Below are 13,742 nucleotides of genomic sequence, written 5' to 3' on the forward strand. Positions count from 1 at the left end.
ATCACCTTATTAAGAGAGTCTTAAATGTTTCGATTAAAAAAGAAAGATCTTCATCAGTTGTTGGTTCACCAAAAGTAACTCTTACATATTGATCGGCAAAGTCTTTTGAATACCCTAGCGCGCGTAAAGATTCTGGTGGCCCAGATTGACCAGCTCGACAGGCAGAACCTACTGCGATGCATGCGCCGATTCGATCACACTCTAGCATAAATTGCTGACCACTCCAACCATTGATAAATAATCCTAGATGAAACGGTAATCGTTCTTGAACACCACATCCTACAAGCGTAACACGGTCAGTTAGTTCAGATAAAAGCTGAGTCTGAAAGCGTTGATGTCGATTTATTAATTTGCCTTGGACGGTCATCGCGTGTTCTAGAGCAATAGTAAAGGCGGCAACTGCAGGAGTATCAACGGTGCCAGGGCGCATGCCATATTCATGACTAACGTGAGATAAAAAAGGTTTAAAATGATGCTCTCTCGATACATACATAATCCCTAACCCTTTTGGTGCATAAAGTTTGTGCGCAGAAAAACTAGCCGCGTCAACCTGTGTTAGATCGATCGGGATTTTTCCTAGCGCTTGTACACAGTCGCTATGAAATAGTATACCATGCCGATCTAGAATCTCACTAAGAATGTCGATGTTTTGCAGAGTGCCAATCTCACTCGAAGCCATGCCAATGGAACAGATTATCGTGTCTGTTCGAATTTGAGACAACAAAGACGTTAAACAAACGCTACCTTGTTGGTCAACATCAACATAATCAACTTCAAATCCTTGCGACTCCAAATATTGATAGGTGGACAAAATGGACGGATGTTCTGTTTTAATCGTTAATAAGTGAGTGCCTTGATGAGAAAAGGCATTTGCTAGTGAAACAATCGCCAGGAAATTTGCTTCTGAGCCAGATCCAGTGAAATAAATTTCGTCATCTTGTACGCCTAGTTGTGTCGCGATACGTTGTCGGTAATCGTGTAAGTGCCAATCAGCATAAACCCCCAGTCTATGTACGCTAAGAGGGTTTGCATAGGACTCTTTGGCACAGGTTGTGTAGGCTTGAAGTGCTTCTTCTGACATAGGTGAAGTAGAACTGTAATCAAAATACCGCATAACTGCTCCTTAAAAATGTAGTTGTATTTTCTTTTATTCTATGTAAATATAGGTGACAAGACAAGTGTAAATTACATGCGAGGAGGGAAGGTTTGAAAACAGTCATTATTATAGGTTCAGGTATAGCTGGTTTAATGGCAGCTCATCATCTTGCTGACGAATGTAATGTGATAATCTTCACAAAGTCAAGTTATAAAGATAGCAACTCTGCTCGGGCTCAAGGTGGTATTGCAGCTGCCGTGGCTTCTAACGACCATCCCAGAAACCATTTTCACGATACGATGCAAGCGGGAAAAGGCGTTAACGATAAAGGCCTCGTTGAAATGATGACGAAGGAAGCGGTAGGTCTTATTCATGAACTGGAAGATGCAGGTGTTGCTTTTGAGAAAATGGAAGGTGAATATGCACTTGGTCAAGAAGGCGCTCATCAGCATCATCGAATTCTTTTTGCGAATAACGATCAAACAGGTGACGCAATCATGATGGCTCTCTGGAATCAAGTCAAGAATCGTGTCAAAGTCTATGAACGTGTGAGTGTAACAGCGTTGAACGTAAATGGGAAAGAGGTAACAGGGGTGCAAACGCCTAATGGGGTGTGGGCAGCAGATGCGGTTATTTTAGCGACTGGTGGAGTTGGGCAGCTGTATGCATTTAATTCAAATGCACGAACCGCAACGGGTGAAGGAATGTATTTAGCCTACTGTGCCGGTGCGGTTTTAAAAGACATGGAATACATCCAATTCCATCCAACTATTTTAAAAAGTCCACAGGCTGTATTAATAAGTGAAGCTGTTCGAGGAGAGGGAGGACAGTTAATAAATAGTCAAGGTGAGAGAGTCTTGCGTCACTATCCGAAGATGGACTTAGAAGGAAGGGATGTAGTAGCAGCTGTTCTTCATGAAGCATTACTAAATGGTGAACAAATTTACTTAGATGTACGCATGATAAAGAGGTTTAGCGAACGATTTCCGTTTATCGATCGAGCATGTAAAGAGGAAGGGTTTGATCCAATGGAAGAACCTCTTCCTGTGATGCCAGGTGCTCATTTTATTTGTGGAGGAGTTGAAGTAGATAAACATGGGAAAACAGCTGTTGAACGCCTGTATGCTATCGGTGAGGTTGCTTGCTCAGGAGTTCACGGATCGAATCGATTAGCGAGTAATTCGTTACTTGAAGCTGTTTATTTCGCGAAAAAGTGTGCAACAGATATTTTGTCTAACGTTGAACAGAAGAAACATGGATATGGCTCGGAACAACAGTCTAGTCAAGCCCATGCGCTGCCATCTCGTCAAGCACTACAGCAAAGAATGATGAGTCATGTAGGCATTAAACGAACAACAAAATGTTTAGTTGAAATGAAGGCGTGGCTAGAGTCTTATCGTCAGTTTCCTACTTTACAGAGAATACCACTAGAGGAAAAAGCGATGTTTGAACTAGCTACTATGATCACAAATGCAGCTATAGAAAGAGAAGAGTCAAGAGGCACACATCGTAGAGATGATTTTCCGAACGAATCATCAAGCTGGGAAAATCAATCCATTGCATTCCAACATGGAATGATGTCGATTTGCAAACGGGGAGGTTAACGTGAATTCCATTAAACTACAACAATTAATACGGGATTTTTTAGTCGAAGATATTGGCTATGGTGATAAAACGGCAGAATCCATATTTAGTGATTCTATACCGATTGTAACAGCTCAAATGATTGCAAAAGATCATGGTGTTTTTTCAGGAAGTGAAGTGATTCGTCTTTTTTATAACCAGTTAAACGAGGGGATTGAAACGAGATGTAAAAAGAAAGAGGGCGAAATCGTTGAAAAGGGCGATGTCATCGCAGAATTTACAGGTAGTGCAAGAACCATTCTACAAGGGGAACGCGTGTTATTGAATATCATACAACGGATGTGTGGAATTGCTTCCATTGTACATCAGGCAAACAAATATTTAGACGATTCAAGCATTCGTATTTGTGATACTAGAAAGACGTTGCCAGGATTGAGAATGTTTGATAAAGCGGCATGCCGTGCTGGTGGTGGTTACAACCATCGGTTTGGACTCGATGACGGGGTGATGTTAAAAGAAAATCATATTGCTGCATGTGGATCAATTAAAGAAGCTGTTCAACGGGTTAAAAGCACTTTAGGGCCAATGGTGAAGATTGAAGTTGAAACAACAAATCAACCTGAAGTGGAAGAGGCCGTCGCGTCTGGAGTAGATGTAATCATGTTTGATCATGCTACAGCCGATCAAGTCCGACATTATCAGCAATTCGTTCCTAAATCAATGATAACGGAAGTTTCTGGAAATATCGATCTGAACAATATTCATACATTTGCAGGTACAGGTGTTCATTATATTTCATTAGGGTTCATTACACATTCTGTAAAAGCATTGGATTTAAGCATGTTGCTTAAATGAATGTGATCAGATAAAAACGTATGTCGTTGGAAAAGTGACTCACTTGAGAAAGGATGAAAGACGTTGGCGATAACAAAAACAGTATCTCTTCCCGATGAGTATCGCGCTCTATCGATGGAAGAAAAAATAAACAGAATCAAAGCTGCGAAAGCATTTTTCGGAGAACGTTTATTCATTCCAGGACATCATTATCAGAGAGAAGATGTAATTCAATTTGCTGATTTTACAGGAGATTCACTGCAGCTTGCGAAAAAATGTGCTGAAAGTAACGCAGAATTTATTGTGTTTTGTGGAGTCCATTTTATGGCGGAAACGGCAGACATCTTAACGGATTCAACGCAACGAGTTTTATTACCAGACTTAGCGGCAGGCTGTTCAATGGCAGATATGGCAACGCTCTCACAGACGAGAAGGGCTTGGAAAACATTAACCGGTATATATGGAGACTCATTGGTGCCTCTTACCTACGTAAATTCTACGGCAGAAATTAAAGCATTTTGTGGTGAAAATGAGGGGGCTTGTTTAACTTCTTCAAATGCTAAAGAAATGGTTCAATGGGCATTAAATAAAAAGCAACGGATTTTATTTTTGCCAGATCAACATTTAGGGCGAAACACTGCATTTGACCTAGGGATACCGCTTTCGGAAATGGCCGTCTGGTGTCCGATAAAAAATGAATTGGAGTTTACAGATCATGCAATTAGAGAGAATGTGCGAATCATTCTTTGGAAAGGCCATTGTTCCGTTCATGAAAAATTCACTGTGAACCACATACAAGAGATACGAAGCAAAGACCCACAAACCAACATTATCGTTCATCCAGAATGTAGCCATGAGGTCGTTCAAGCTGCAGATGAAGCAGGGAGTACCCATCATATTATTCAAGCCATTGAAAAAGCAGAATCAGGAAGTAAATGGGCAGTAGGAACGGAAATGAATTTAGTGAATCGTTTGGCAATGAAGCATACTGATAAGGCAATTGAGTCACTTAATCCTTATATGTGTCCTTGTTTAACAATGAATCGAATTGACATTGAGCACCTTTGCTGGTCACTTGATTCTTTAAAAAATGGAACATATCAATTCCAAATTAGTGTACCACCTGACATTTCCAAGTATGCAATGATTGCGCTAGATCGAATGTTACTTTCAGTGAAATAAAAAATTACAACCTCTTCGGCATATGCGATCCTTCATGTTCATATGATTTTTTTAAGAGAACATTATGGAGATTGTACGCATATAGTGTACGAATGCCTATAACAGGGGGAATGACCCGATGAGAATTCATATTGTACAAAAGGGAGAAACTGTAGGGAAGCTTGCGGATAAATATGATTTATCAGCTAAGCAAATTAAGCAAGCAAACAATACGATTACAAATCCCGAGATGTTGATGCCTGGAATGAAAGTGAAAATCCCTTCGCCAACTGTTGCTGTCCGTAAAGAAAAGACAGTGAAAAAAGAGGAAAAACCTGTAACAAGCAAAAAAGAAAAGGTTCAACCTTTAAAAAGTCCTAAAACAAACGCGAGTGAAATCCAAACGTTTGAAGTACCAAAAACACTAGAGGCGCCACCGAAAACGGAAAAAAAATATCAATCAGAGCCGAAACCACTTCCGCCAAAGCCTCCATGTTCTTCATGTGGAAATCAATCCAATCAGTATATGCCAACGCAAAACCAAAGTAATCCGTCCACACAGCCTCAAAATAATAACGTAGAGCATATGATGAATCAATGGAACTCTTCCCAAGGTTCAATGCAAAATACTTATGCTCCCCAAACCGAGAGCATGAACGGAAACCATCATATGCCGATGCAAGGAATGAACGAAATGAACGGAAACCATCATATGCCGATGCAAGGAATGAACGAAATGAACGGAAACCATCACATGCCAATGCAAGGAATGGGCGGAATGAATGGAAACCATCATATGCCGATGCAAGGAATGGGCGAAATGAACGGAAACCATCATATGGGAATGCAAGGAATGGGCGGAATGAATGGAAACCATCATATGCCCATGCAAGGAATGAACGAAATGAACGGAAACCATCATATGCCGATGCAAGGAATGGGCGGAATGAACGGAAACCATCATTCGCCAATGCAAGGAATGGGCGGAATGAATGGAAACCATCATATGGGAATGCAAGGAATGGGCGGAATGAACGGAAATCACAACGCACCAATGCAAGGAATGGGCGGAATGAACGGAAATCATCACGCACCGATGCAAGGAATGGGCGGAAATCATCACTCGCCGATGCAAGGAATGGGTGGAATGAATGGAAATCATCACGCACCAATGCAAGGAATGGGTGGAATGAATGGAAATCATCACGCACCAATGCAAGGAATGGGTGGAATGAATGGAAATCATCACGCACCGATGCAAGGAATGGGAGGAATGAACGGAAACCATCACGCACCGATGCAAGGAATGGGAGGAATGAACGGAAACCATCACGCGCCGATGCAAGGAATGGGTAGTGAACATGAACAACCAACATTCGTAAAGAAAGACGGCCAATGGAATACGGCGAACACGAGTTGGTTTTACCCGCAAATGGAGCAACAGATCCAGCCTCATACGCAATACGAAAATTATAATGGATACCGACAAGCGATGCCGCATAATCAAGCGCCACAGTGGGAAACGATGCAAGCATCCCAAACTGCGTATGCGCCTTATGAGCCAAAAGAGCAACTAAACAATTATGATGAAACTGACGACCAAGAAAGCTAAATTACTATCCAACAACTAACAGATTAGAATCCCTCTTTTAGTGGACACTATCACTAGAAGGGGGATTTTAAATATGAAAAAAACCGTAACTTCTTTTTTATGTGCAACAATCGTTGCCACTGGATTAACAGCTTGTAATGGTGCAGATCAATCTCAAACACATGGGAATATGTACCGTGGAAGTGAAGCACAAATGGGTTATGATTACGGTGGGTATGATTATACAGCCGACTATCCTTATTATGGAAATGGTGTTGGCGGTAAAGAATATTATCAAAACAATCGGTTCTCACAAAAGAACGATCGCATGAATAATCCAAAAGCGAATTACAATCAAAACCGCAAAATGTCTAACGGACGAGGTATGACTGGAAACGGACGACCTGGGATGGTAGATGAGAACGGCATGATTAACCGTACGAACGATACGATGAGTGGAAGAGGAATGCAATTCAAACATTCTTCAAAGCAACCGTCCATGCAATCGAAATCAACAAAAGCTCATTATCATAAGGATTACGATGGAAAGCATGTTGGAATGCTGACGACTGAGCTTGAAAAAATTGATGGTGTAAAAGAGCCTCGCGTTATGGTAAGAGATAACGATGTTGTCATTGGGTACCAAGCGGAAGGCAAACCCCATGACGTTGAAAGTAAAATGAATCGTCACGTTCAAAAGGTTATGGGGAAAGGGAAACATGTAACCATTACGGCCGATCATGATATGCATGAATCAATGTCTAAAATGGATGATCAACTACGTACGGGTTCCGCTTTTAAGGAAGTGGAGAGCACGTTTGCGGCAATGATGAAAGATTTAGGTCACGCAGCAAAACGTCCATTTGAGAAAAATCGCTAAAAAGAAGAAGGCAGCTGCCTTCTTCTTTTTAGGTTACGACTAATGAAGCAACCATTTCTGTATGACCACTTCCGCATGGAATAGAACAGATAATTTGATATTCACCGGGTTCTAGGGATGCAACTGTCGTGCCAGCTCGATTTAAGACGACATCCTCTCCACTATCTGCTTCTTGAATAATAATGCCGTGATTTCCACTTGCATTTATTAATTCAATCGTTGTCTCTCCTGATGGGACAACGTATTCCTCTTGGTCAAACTGCCAATTTAACGCTTGGATCGTTAATGTTTCGTCTGTTGTTGCGCTTTCATTTTCGGGTTCTGTTGTGTTGTCACTTCCACATGCCGCAAGGACTACAATGAACAATAAGGTCAATAAGTGCAAACTGATTTTTTTCATTCTATCACTCCTCGTTTCTATAGTTCCATTTTACATGGTTCTTTTCATTGTTTCTGGTAGAAATATGAAAACCTTGTGTCGGTTTGTTCGAATAGAACTAAAGAAGAATGGTAAGAATGGATGGCATCAGGAAAAGATAGGAGCACAACACATATGTATAAACACATCATTACCAAGCACTGGATTCCATTTACGCTAGGAGCTTTTTCAGTTATTTTGTTCTATAGTACATTTATTATTTGGAATGAGAGCAAACCTGCGCAACAGCCACCGAATGTGGCATCTGAACAAATCGAGAACGAAGTTGAACTTCTACTCGAAACGGTTTTTGTGGATGGTGTTAGCCGTGAAGAAATAAAAAAAGAAACCGTTGATTCAATGAGTGACTTTTGGTATGAATATGGTGATTGGCAAATGATTGATCAGCAAAAAGGATTTGTTCATTTTAAGCAAGAAATTTTAGATCTGTCCCCTGAAGTGAAACAAAACGGCTATTTAGGTATATCAGAAGAGAATCAGCTGATTTTATATACAGGTCAACCGGAAGCGAGAGAAATTGTGCAAACCTATAACCAAATTGATACGTATGAGTTAACGGAATCAGAAAGAGCCACTTTAACGACCGGATTGAAAGTGTCGTCTTTAGAAGCACTGCAAGCTGTTATTGGCTCATAACCATAGCCGATATTGTAATGAAAGATTTGTTAGTAAGGCTTGTCGACTTGTCGATAAGCTTTTTTCCTCTCCCTTACGTTTTGCTCAAGGCGGACATAGAATTCAATAAAAGTTGCGGGATATCCGTCTTTATGTCTTAAAATGAGTGTGCTACTATAGAAATAAATGTTCGGTTTTTTTTTGGAGGAGAATAAATGATTGATTATGTTAAAGGTGTGTTGATCGAAATTGAACCTTCACATTTAGTCGTTGAAGCAAATGGAATTGGCTATCAATTACTGTGTGCAAATCCATACCGTTTTTCAGGTGATAAAGATCAGACAATTAAAGTTGTCACGCATCATTATGTACGTGAAGATTTTGAGCGTTTGTATGGCTTTAAAGATAAAAAAGAGCGTAGTCTATTTGAAAAATTGTTAAGTGTATCTGGAATTGGCCCAAAAGGGGCGTTAGCTGTTTTAGCGGCTGGTCAAACGGATCAAATTGTTGAAGCGATTGAACGAGAAGATGAGGCATTGTTGACACGATTCCCAGGAATCGGTAAGAAAACAGCGCGGCAAATTATTCTAGACTTGAAAGGGAAGTTAGATGATTTTACGTCTACATCATTGTTCGAAGCTGATATCAAAACAGTCAAGCAAGAATCCGATAATCTAGCTGATGCCTTGGAAGCGTTAAGAGCACTTGGTTATGTAGATAAAGAACTAAATAAAGTGAAGAAAAAGCTTGTGGAAGAAGACCTCGAGACAGATGAATACATTAAACGAGCGCTTGCATTAATGCTTCGTACATAGATTGGGGGAACGGGTATGGATGAGCGAGTCGTTTCAGCGGAAACAACAGAGTTAGAAGAGCAAACAGAGCAACAGCTTCGGCCAGCTCTTTTAGAAGAGTATATTGGTCAAGATGAAGTGAAAGACAATCTATCTATCTTTATGAAGGCAGCAAAATTAAGGCAAGAAGCGCTAGATCATGTTCTCTTATATGGTCCACCTGGGCTCGGGAAAACAACACTTGCTGCCATTATTGCTCATGAAATGGGTGGACAAATAAAAACGACAGCTGGGCCGGCTATTGAAAGGGCTGGTGATTTAGCAGCTATTCTTACGTCGTTAGAACCAGGTGACGTGTTATTTATAGATGAAATCCATCGATTAAATCGTGTGATTGAAGAGATCTTGTATCCCGCAATGGAAGACTTTTGCATTGATATTGTTATAGGAAAGGGGCCAACTGCGAGGTCTGTACGTCTTGATTTACCGCCATTTACATTAGTAGGTGCAACAACAAAAGCAGGAATGATTTCTGCACCATTACGAGACCGCTTTGGTGTTCTTTCAAGGTTGGATTATTATAAGCCTGACGATTTAGCGAAGATTATTAACAGGTCTGCCACTGTATTTGATGTTGAATTAACGCAAGAGGCTGAAGTTGAGATTGCAAGAAGATCAAGAGGCACACCTCGAATTGCCAATCGGTTATTAAAGCGAGTAAGAGATTTTGCTCAAGTAGAGGGGCTAGACAATATTTCTTTAGATATTGCGCAACACGCGTTAGAGCGTTTGCAGGTTGACCCGCTTGGACTCGATCATATCGATGAAAAATTAATTAAAGGAATCATTCATCGCTTTAACGGAGGTCCTGTAGGGATTGAAACGATTGCAGCTTCTATTGGTGAAGAAGCAGATACCCTTGAAGAAGTTTACGAGCCATATTTGTTGCAAATCGGATTTATTCAACGGACCCCTCGGGGACGAATTGCGACACCGAGTAGCTATACGCACTTTGGATTGGAGCCGAGTGATGGGTAAAACGCTTATGATCGTTGGCGCCATTATCTTAGTTATTGGGCTGATCTGGGAAGTGGCAGGGCGCTTTATACCACTGGGAAGATTGCCAGGTGACTTCCTTTTTAAAAACGGAAATATGACTATTTACTTCCCAATTGTGACCTGTATCATAATAAGTATTGTGCTTTCTCTTATTCTTTCATTAATTCGAAGATAAGAAGGTTGCAGTTTTACGCATACAACGGTATGCTAGTAGAAGTTTTGACTACAGTTAGAGTATAAATAAAAAGGTGATTGGGTTGGACGTAAACGAATTTGATTTTTATTTACCTGAAGAACTCATCGCGCAAACACCACTAGAATCACGGAGTCAATCAAGGCTTCTCGTGCTTGATCGTGATCATGATCGTTTGTTCGATCAAACGTTTGCAGATATCGTAAATGAGTTTTCTGCTGGTGATTGCTTGGTGCTAAATGATACAAAAGTATTACCTGCTCGATTGATCGGGGAAAAACAAGAAACCGGAGCCGTTATTGAGTTTTTGCTCTTAAAGCAAACGGTTGGCGATTGTTGGGAAACGCTTGTAAAGCCCGCCAAGAGAGTAAAAGTAGGGACTGTTATCACATTTGGTAATGGGCAATTGAAAGCAACGTGTATTGAAGAGAAAGCAGACGGTGGCAGAATTGTTGAGTTCTCATATGAAGGAGTGTTCTATGAACTTCTTGAACAATTAGGCTCAATGCCTCTCCCTCCGTATATAAAGGAAAGATTGGAAGATCGCGATCGTTATCAAACGGTCTACGCAAAGCAACTTGGGTCAGCTGCTGCACCTACTGCAGGGCTTCACTTTACAACAGAGTTACTTGATGCAATCAAGGCTAAAGGGGTTTCAATTGTTTATTTAACCTTGCATGTTGGACTAGGAACGTTTCGCCCAGTAAGTGCAGATGATGTATTGGATCATAAGATGCATGCGGAGTATTATGAGCTGTCTGAAGAAGCAGCGACGATTTTGCAACAAACCAAAACAAATGGGAACAACATTATAGCTGTAGGAACAACGTCAGCGCGGACGCTCGAAACGATTGTGGAAAAGAATGGTGACTTCATTGCTGAAACTGGCTGGACGTCGATTTTTATTTATCCTGGCTACACGTTTAAAGGGATTGATGGACTGCTGACGAACTTCCACTTGCCGAAGTCAACACTTGTTATGCTTGTTAGTGCAATGACAGGGAGAGAGTTCTTACTACATGCATACTCGCACGCTGTAAAGAGCCATTATCGGTTTTTTAGCTTTGGGGACGCAATGTTTGTTCGCCCTCATAAATAAAGGAGAATCTAGAAATTGACAGTGCCGATTACGTATGAACACATTAAAACATGTAAGCAGACCGGAGCTAGATTAGGGAGGGTGCATACACCGCATGGTACATTTGAAACGCCAATGTTCATGCCTGTAGGTACGATGGCTACCGTTAAAACCATGAGCCCAGAAGATCTGAAAGCTATGGATGCGCAGATTATTTTGAGCAACACCTATCATTTATGGCTACGACCTGGAGAGGATATTATCCAAGAAGCTGGTGGCTTGCACCAGTTTATGAACTGGGATAAACCAATTTTAACGGATTCTGGTGGATTTCAGGTATTTAGTTTAAGTGATTTGCGTAAAATTGAAGAAGAAGGGGTTCATTTTCGCAACCATCTAAGTGGTGAAAAGCTATTTTTGTCACCTGAAAAAGCCATGCAAATTCAACATGCTCTCGGTTCAGACATTATGATGGCGTTTGATGAATGTCCGCCTTATCCAGCGGACTATAGTTATATGAGACAGTCGGTAGAACGGACAAGCCGCTGGGCGGAACGCTGTTTAACGGAACACCATAATTCTGGAAAATCTTCGCTTCAAGGGTTGTTTGGTATCATTCAAGGTGGCGAATATGAAGAACTTCGTAAACAGAGCGCGAAAGATTTGACATCACTGGATTTCCCCGGTTATGCTGTAGGTGGATTGTCTGTCGGAGAGCCGAAAGACGTCATGAATCGTGTGTTGGAATTTACAACACCTCTAATGCCTGAAGATAAACCACGGTATTTAATGGGGGTTGGATCACCTGATTCACTAATTGACGGGGTTATAAGAGGAATTGACATGTTTGATTGTGTCTTGCCTACCCGTATTGCACGAAATGGTACTTGTATGACAAGTGAAGGAAGATTAGTCGTCCGTAACGCAAAGTTTGCTCGAGATTTTCGCCCGCTTGATGAGAATTGTGATTGCCACGTTTGTCGCACCTATAGTCGCGCATATATCAGGCACTTGATTAAATGTGAAGAGACATTTGGTTTTCGACTCACCACGTATCACAATCTTTATTTCTTGCTACAGCTTATGAAAAAAGTGAGACAAGCTATTATGGAAGATCGCCTTCAAGATTTTCGTGATGAATTTTTTGAGAGCTATGGATTTAATAAAGAAAACGCAAAGAACTTTTGATGAATCGTTTTCTTTATCAAGGAAGGAGGAGTTCTAAATGAATGAAGGCGCTAGTTTATTACTAACGATGCTACCGTTTATCGGGATTATCGTATTATTTTACTTCTTGCTTATTCGTCCACAGCAAAAGCAACAGAAGAAAATTCGCGAAATGCATGCGGCTTTACAACGTGGAGATAAAATCATCACAATTGGTGGTTTGCACGGGGTAATTGACTCAATTGATGAGACTGTTGTCGTGCTTTTAGTTAATGACAATCGTAAACTAACTTACGATCGTTCTGCGATTCGTGAAGTTGTTCAATCAGATTAATAGGAAAAGCAAGGAGGCGATGTAACCCTCCTTGCTTTTTTATGTCTCGCTCGATAAGTTTACCCCAATTACGCCACCTAATGCTGCAATCCCACAATAAGAGGCGAACAGGATGACTTGCTTAAGTGTTAATGCTTCGTTGTATCCTAAATAACTAATAGCAGAAGCGAGTAAGCAAAACATCGCAGCGCATAAACAACCTGCTAGCCAGCCTTTTGTTTTGGCTTTACCGCCAGCAATGAAGCCCCCAACGAAAAGCGCTAAAAATGCAATCGCAATCATGACCCAGCCAATGGATTGCTCAGTAAGAGTGGTCATGGAAAGAAGCGTTGCAATAATGGCCGCTGCTACTAGCGCAATGCCTAATGTGAAGCTTAAGCCAATAAAGACTGCTGGAAAAAAACGATGAGCCATTTCATCACCTTCCTTAATTTGTTGATCTCTTCCTAAATATATGTTTGTACAAGGAGAACATGCTCTCAAGGATAAAACTTTCTTACCAGGGCATAGTAGCAAAAAGACTGGAGGGATTGGGTTGGCTGCTTATGTGTATAGGATGATTGCAGGAATGATGTGCTTGTTAAAAAGATGTTTACCTCGTCGTAAAGATTTCATTCAACAGATGACGGTTGTCGAGCAGATAAATCGACGAATCCTTTATCCGGACGCTTTTTCTAAACATGAAAAGTGCGAGGAGTTTAAACAAAGAGTCGCGATTCCACTTATCGTTGACGGTGAAATCTACGATAAAGGCCTAATTCAACTTGAAAAAACAGAGTTATGGTTACGACAGCGTATGCGCTCATTTGGCTTTAGAGACATTAAACAAATTTCTTACTGCTCGATTAAAGCAAAAGATCGTTTCTTTATTGACCCTTACTAAAGATTGGGTGTATGGATGAGGGTAAGTGACGAGA

Annotated in this window: 16 protein-coding genes; 13 read left to right on the forward strand and 3 right to left on the reverse strand. The window is 41.0% G+C overall.

The window, feature by feature from the left end; genetic code table 11:
* Position 1: 1 nt before the first annotated feature.
* Positions 2-1,114, reverse strand: coding sequence for a cysteine desulfurase family protein (locus ABC361_RS07335; protein WP_413073384.1), 1,113 nt, complete (start codon positions 1,112-1,114; stop codon positions 2-4).
* Between the two features lie 92 nt (positions 1,115-1,206).
* On the opposite strand from ABC361_RS07335, the gene nadB reads away from it, so the two are divergent.
* The 5 genes from nadB (at position 1,207) to ABC361_RS07360 (ending at position 7,146) form a co-directional block, all read left to right on the forward strand.
* Complete coding sequence (gene nadB, locus ABC361_RS07340; protein WP_413073385.1) at positions 1,207-2,700, forward strand: L-aspartate oxidase; 1,494 nt, start codon at positions 1,207-1,209, stop codon at positions 2,698-2,700.
* 1 nt (position 2,701) lies between these two features.
* Positions 2,702-3,535, forward strand: coding sequence for a carboxylating nicotinate-nucleotide diphosphorylase (nadC, locus tag ABC361_RS07345; protein WP_413073386.1), 834 nt, complete (start codon positions 2,702-2,704; stop codon positions 3,533-3,535).
* A gap of 114 nt (positions 3,536-3,649) precedes the next feature.
* The gene (gene nadA / locus ABC361_RS07350; protein WP_488199664.1) at positions 3,650-4,696 is read left to right on the forward strand and encodes a quinolinate synthase NadA; all 1,047 of its coding nucleotides are present in this window, start codon (positions 3,650-3,652) and stop codon (positions 4,694-4,696) included.
* Between the two features lie 118 nt (positions 4,697-4,814).
* Positions 4,815-6,287 (forward strand): LysM peptidoglycan-binding domain-containing protein, encoded by a 1,473-nt coding sequence (locus ABC361_RS07355; protein ID WP_413073388.1) that lies wholly within the window; start codon positions 4,815-4,817, stop codon positions 6,285-6,287.
* Positions 6,288-6,360: 73 nt separating this feature from the next.
* On the forward strand, positions 6,361-7,146 hold the full coding sequence (locus tag ABC361_RS07360; protein ID WP_413073389.1) for a YhcN/YlaJ family sporulation lipoprotein: 786 nt from the start codon (positions 6,361-6,363) through the stop codon (positions 7,144-7,146).
* Between the two features lie 28 nt (positions 7,147-7,174).
* On the opposite strand, the gene ABC361_RS07365 is transcribed toward ABC361_RS07360, so the two are convergent.
* Positions 7,175-7,546, reverse strand: a complete 372-nt coding sequence (locus tag ABC361_RS07365) for a cupredoxin domain-containing protein (protein WP_413073390.1) — start codon at positions 7,544-7,546, stop codon at positions 7,175-7,177.
* A 153-nt stretch (positions 7,547-7,699) separates the two neighbouring features.
* Here ABC361_RS07365 and ABC361_RS07370 point away from each other — a divergent pair, with 153 nt between their 5' ends.
* The 7 genes from ABC361_RS07370 to yajC all read left to right on the forward strand — a co-directional run bounded on the left by ABC361_RS07370 (position 7,700) and on the right by yajC (position 12,825).
* On the forward strand, positions 7,700-8,221 hold the full coding sequence (locus ABC361_RS07370; RefSeq protein WP_413073391.1) for a BofC C-terminal domain-containing protein: 522 nt from the start codon (positions 7,700-7,702) through the stop codon (positions 8,219-8,221).
* A gap of 194 nt (positions 8,222-8,415) precedes the next feature.
* On the forward strand, positions 8,416-9,015 hold the full coding sequence (ruvA, locus tag ABC361_RS07375) for a Holliday junction branch migration protein RuvA (protein ID WP_413073392.1): 600 nt from the start codon (positions 8,416-8,418) through the stop codon (positions 9,013-9,015).
* A 15-nt stretch (positions 9,016-9,030) separates the two neighbouring features.
* Complete coding sequence (ruvB, locus tag ABC361_RS07380) at positions 9,031-10,032, forward strand: Holliday junction branch migration DNA helicase RuvB (RefSeq protein WP_099300307.1); 1,002 nt, start codon at positions 9,031-9,033, stop codon at positions 10,030-10,032.
* The gene (locus ABC361_RS07385) at positions 10,025-10,228 is read left to right on the forward strand and encodes a DUF2905 domain-containing protein (protein ID WP_413073393.1); all 204 of its coding nucleotides are present in this window, start codon (positions 10,025-10,027) and stop codon (positions 10,226-10,228) included. The genes ruvB and ABC361_RS07385 overlap by 8 nt, the downstream gene beginning before the upstream one ends.
* Before the next feature lie 82 nt (positions 10,229-10,310).
* Positions 10,311-11,345 (forward strand): tRNA preQ1(34) S-adenosylmethionine ribosyltransferase-isomerase QueA, encoded by a 1,035-nt coding sequence (queA, locus tag ABC361_RS07390; RefSeq protein ID WP_413073394.1) that lies wholly within the window; start codon positions 10,311-10,313, stop codon positions 11,343-11,345.
* Between the two features lie 21 nt (positions 11,346-11,366).
* Positions 11,367-12,512 carry a tRNA guanosine(34) transglycosylase Tgt gene (gene tgt, locus ABC361_RS07395; protein WP_099302072.1) on the forward strand — a complete coding sequence of 382 codons (1,146 nt, stop codon included), beginning with the start codon at positions 11,367-11,369 and terminating at the stop codon, positions 12,510-12,512.
* 37 nt (positions 12,513-12,549) lie between these two features.
* Complete coding sequence (gene yajC, locus ABC361_RS07400) at positions 12,550-12,825, forward strand: preprotein translocase subunit YajC (protein ID WP_099300310.1); 276 nt, start codon at positions 12,550-12,552, stop codon at positions 12,823-12,825.
* A gap of 39 nt (positions 12,826-12,864) precedes the next feature.
* Here yajC and ABC361_RS07405 read toward each other — a convergent pair whose 3' ends face one another.
* Complete coding sequence (locus ABC361_RS07405) at positions 12,865-13,239, reverse strand: TIGR04086 family membrane protein (protein ID WP_413073395.1); 375 nt, start codon at positions 13,237-13,239, stop codon at positions 12,865-12,867.
* Positions 13,240-13,360: 121 nt separating this feature from the next.
* Between ABC361_RS07405 and ABC361_RS07410 the strand changes: the two genes are divergently transcribed.
* Positions 13,361-13,708: a YetF domain-containing protein gene (locus tag ABC361_RS07410; RefSeq protein ID WP_413073396.1), complete on the forward strand. Its 348-nt coding sequence runs from the start codon at positions 13,361-13,363 to the stop codon at positions 13,706-13,708.
* Positions 13,709-13,742 lie beyond the last annotated feature (34 nt).

The organism is Shouchella phoenicis (assembly GCF_047238345.1).
Classification (GTDB): domain Bacteria; phylum Bacillota; class Bacilli; order Bacillales; family Bacillaceae_D; genus Shouchella.

Coding starts and splice junctions, on each gene's coding strand:
- ABC361_RS07335 (WP_413073384.1), bottom strand. CDS start 1,114: ATGCGGTATTTTGATTACAGTTCTACTTCACCTATGTCAGAAGAAGCA.
- nadA (WP_488199664.1), top strand. CDS start 3,650: ATGGAAGAAAAAATAAACAGAATCAAAGCTGCGAAAGCATTTTTCGGA.
- ABC361_RS07355 (WP_413073388.1), top strand. CDS start 4,815: ATGAGAATTCATATTGTACAAAAGGGAGAAACTGTAGGGAAGCTTGCG.
- ABC361_RS07360 (WP_413073389.1), top strand. CDS start 6,361: ATGAAAAAAACCGTAACTTCTTTTTTATGTGCAACAATCGTTGCCACT.
- ABC361_RS07365 (WP_413073390.1), bottom strand. CDS start 7,546: ATGAAAAAAATCAGTTTGCACTTATTGACCTTATTGTTCATTGTAGTC.
- ABC361_RS07370 (WP_413073391.1), top strand. CDS start 7,700: ATGTATAAACACATCATTACCAAGCACTGGATTCCATTTACGCTAGGA.
- ruvA (WP_413073392.1), top strand. CDS start 8,416: ATGATTGATTATGTTAAAGGTGTGTTGATCGAAATTGAACCTTCACAT.
- ruvB (WP_099300307.1), top strand. CDS start 9,031: ATGGATGAGCGAGTCGTTTCAGCGGAAACAACAGAGTTAGAAGAGCAA.
- ABC361_RS07385 (WP_413073393.1), top strand. CDS start 10,025: ATGGGTAAAACGCTTATGATCGTTGGCGCCATTATCTTAGTTATTGGG.
- yajC (WP_099300310.1), top strand. CDS start 12,550: ATGAATGAAGGCGCTAGTTTATTACTAACGATGCTACCGTTTATCGGG.
- ABC361_RS07405 (WP_413073395.1), bottom strand. CDS start 13,239: ATGGCTCATCGTTTTTTTCCAGCAGTCTTTATTGGCTTAAGCTTCACA.